Annotated in this window: 2 protein-coding genes; both read left to right on the top strand. The window is 70.2% G+C overall.

Going from position 1 to position 3,340, the window contains the following annotated elements:
• Positions 1 to 8: 8 nt before the first annotated feature.
• Complete coding sequence (gene treS, locus PLJ28_RS15380) at positions 9 to 2,204, top strand: maltose alpha-D-glucosyltransferase (RefSeq protein WP_324590391.1); 2,196 nt, start codon at positions 9 to 11, stop codon at positions 2,202 to 2,204.
• A 145-nt stretch (positions 2,205 to 2,349) separates the two neighbouring features.
• Positions 2,350 to 3,340 (top strand): O-acetylhomoserine aminocarboxypropyltransferase/cysteine synthase family protein (locus tag PLJ28_RS15375; RefSeq protein WP_324590390.1); only part of this gene is annotated, 991 nt, incomplete at its 3' end.

The following is a 3,340-nucleotide window of genomic DNA, read 5'->3' as shown; positions in this document are numbered from 1 at the left end:
CCGCGGACATCCCCGTGCCCACCGCCGACGTGGACACCCCCGCGGACGTCAACTACGACGAGGTCTTCTATCCGGCCCGGCCCCGTGCCGCCCGTCCGAAGGCGCGCCGCAACCAGCAGTTCGGGGCGGCCAAGCCCCCCTTCGAGCCGGTGGGGACGAACCCGGCCTACGTCCAGTGGCTGCGCGGTCAGTCCATGCTGGGAGACGCCAAGACGCTGGGCCGCCAGCTGTCCGGCCAGGCCAGCATGTGGCAGCACGCCTACGCCCGCCCCGATCCGCGGCGCGCCGTGGAGGCCGCCAGCGTGTGGGTGACCTCGTATCCGTTGGCCGTCATCACGGAACCCGGGCAGTCCTTCCTCGGCGCCCTCGGCAAGCCGGCCCTGTGGGACGCCTTCGCGCAGATCGGCATCACCGCGATCCACACCGGGCCCCTGAAACGGGCCGGAGGACTGGACGGCTGGAATTACACCCCCAGCGTGGACGGCCACTTCGACCGCATCAGCATGGCCATCGATCCCCTGTTCGGCACCGAGGACGAGTTCCGCGCGATGTGCGCCGTGGCCAGGGACCGTGGCGGGACGGTCATCGATGACATCGTGCCCGGTCACACCGGCAAGGGCGCGGATTTCCGGCTGGCCGAGATGAACTACCGGGACTATCCCGGCCTGTTCCACATGATCGACATCCCGGAGTCGGACTGGCACCTGCTGCCCGAGGTCCCCGCCGGGAAGGACTCGGCCAACCTGGACCGGGAGTCCGAACGCGCCCTGCAGGACGCGGGGTACATCATCGGGGAGCTGCAGCGGGTGATCTTCTACGAGCCCGGGGTCAAGGAGACCAACTGGAGCGCGACCCGGCCCGTGCTGGACACCGAGGGCACGCTGCACCGCTGGGTCTACCTGCACTACTTCAAGGACGGGCAGCCGTCCCTGAACTGGCTCGACCCGACGTTCTCGGGCATGCGCATGGTGATGGGTGACGCGCTGCACTCCCTGCTGGACCTGGGCGCCGGTGCGCTGCGCCTGGACGCCAACGGTTTCCTGGGCGTGGAGAAGGGGGCGGACCAGGGGGCCGGTTGGTCCGAGGGCCATCCCCTGTCCGAGGCGGCGAACCAGCTCCTGGGGTCCATGGTGCGCAAGGTCGGCGGCTTCACCTTCCAGGAGCTGAACCTCTCCATCGACGACATCAAGACGACGTCCATGACCGGCCCGGACCTGTCCTACGACTTCGTCACGCGGCCGGCCTACCACCATGCCCTCGTCACGCAGGACACGGAGTTCCTGCGGCTGACCCTGCGCGAGGCCCTGGCCATCGGCGTGGACGCCGCCAGCCTGGTCCATGCCCTGCAGAACCACGACGAGCTCACCTACGAGCTCATCCACTTCGCCGTGCGGCACCGGGACCGGGAGTTCGAGCTCGGCGGGCGGGCCCTCACCGGCGGTGAACTCGCGGAGCACATCCAGTCGACCCTGCGCGAGCGGATCACCGGCCCGGCGGCTCCCTACAACCTGACCTTCACGACCAACGGGATCGCGTGCACCACGGCCAGCGTGGTCACCGCGGCCCTGGGGATCACCGACCTGGACCAGATCAGCGACGACCAACTCGAGCAGGTCCGCCGAGGACACCTGTTGCTGGCGATGTACAACTCCCTGCAGCCCGGGGTCTTCGCCCTGTCCGGGTGGGACCTGCGGGGCGTGCTCCCGCTGCCCCGGGAGCAGGTCGCCGAGCTGATCGCCCAGGGAGACACCCGGTGGATCAACCGCGGTGCGCACAACCTCATGGGCATGGCCCCCGAATCCCGGTCCTCCGGGTCCGGCCTCCCCCGTGCCCGGAGCCTGTACGCGCCGATCCCGGACCAGCTGGCCGACGAGGACTCCTTTGCCCGCCGGCTCGCGCGCGTCCTCGAGGTCCGGAAGGAACACGGCATCGCGGCCGGGGAGCTCCTCGACGTCGCGACCGCGTCCCACCCCGCACTGCTGGCCCTGGTGCAGCGCACCGCGACCGGGCAGTTGGCGGTCACCGTGCTGAATTTCTCCACGGACACCGTCACGGCCGCGGTCCGGTCGGATCACCTCGCCCAGGACAGCGTGGTGGTCGATGCCTTCACCGAGGAGGTCTGCGGGACCGTCGGCGGGGAACAGGGCCTCGAGATCACCCTTCCGGCGCACGAGGGGACGCTCCTGATCCTCGAGACGCCGTGATGCGCGCCTGACGCTGCCGGGTCATCTTTCGTCCTCCAGTTGCCCGGATCGGGCCGGCGTCGGGAACAATGGGACGAAACGGGACCGGGACGCGGTCAGCACCGCGCGGCCGACCGGCCCCCACCCCCTTGCTGGAAGGACCCCCGTGGCAGAACACCAGTTCGGCTTCCGTACCCGCGCCCTGCACGCCGGCGCCGTCCCCGACGCCGTGCACGGATCCCGCGCCGTGCCCATCCACCAGACCACCTCCTACGTCTTCGAGTCCGCCCAGGACGCCGCGAACCTGTTCGCGCTGCAGAAGTACGGCAATATCTACTCCCGGATCGGCAACCCCACGGTCGCCGCGTTCGAGGAGCGGATGGCCTCGCTGGAGGGCGGCATCGGGGCGGTCGCGACGGCGTCCGGCATGGCCGCGGAGTTCGTCACCTTCGCTGCCCTCTGCCAGGCCGGGGACCACATCGTGGCCTCCTCCAAGCTCTACGGCGGCACCATCACCCAGCTCGACGTCTCGCTGCGCCGGTTCGGGATCGAGACCACGTTCGTGAACTCGATGGAGGCCGAGGACTTCGCCGCGGCCATCCAGCCGAACACCAAGGCCGTCTACACCGAGGTCGTGGCCAACCCCTCCGGGGACATCGTGGACCTGCCCGGCCTGGCCAGGGTGGCCCACGCCGCCGGCGTCCCGCTCGTGGTGGACTCCACGCTGACCCCGCCGTACCTGATCCGCCCGTTCGAGCACGGGGCGGACATCATCATCCACTCGGCCACCAAGTTCCTCGGCGGGCACGGCACCACCCTGGGCGGCGTCGTCGTCGAGTCCGGGCTCTTCCCGTGGGACAACGGCAGGTTCCCGTCCATGACCGAGCCGGTCCCCTCCTACGGGGACGTGTCCTGGTGGGGCAACTTCGGCGAGTACGGCTTCCTGACCAAGCTGCGCTCGGAGCAGCTGCGTGACTTCGGCCCTGCCCTCGCGCCGGCCTCGGCCCAGCAGCTGATGATCGGCATCGAGACCCTGGCACAGCGCATGGACGCCCACCTGGCCAACGCCCAGCGGGTGGCCGAGTGGCTCGAGGCCGACGATCGGGTCAGCTGGGTCAACTACGCGGGCCTGCCGTCCCACCCCCACTACGAGCGGG

This window comes from Citricoccus sp. (assembly GCF_035445025.1).
Lineage (GTDB): Bacteria > Actinomycetota > Actinomycetes > Actinomycetales > Micrococcaceae > Citricoccus.
The sequence above is the reverse complement of the archived record's forward strand: the minus strand, read 5'-3'. Positions and strand labels throughout refer to the sequence as shown.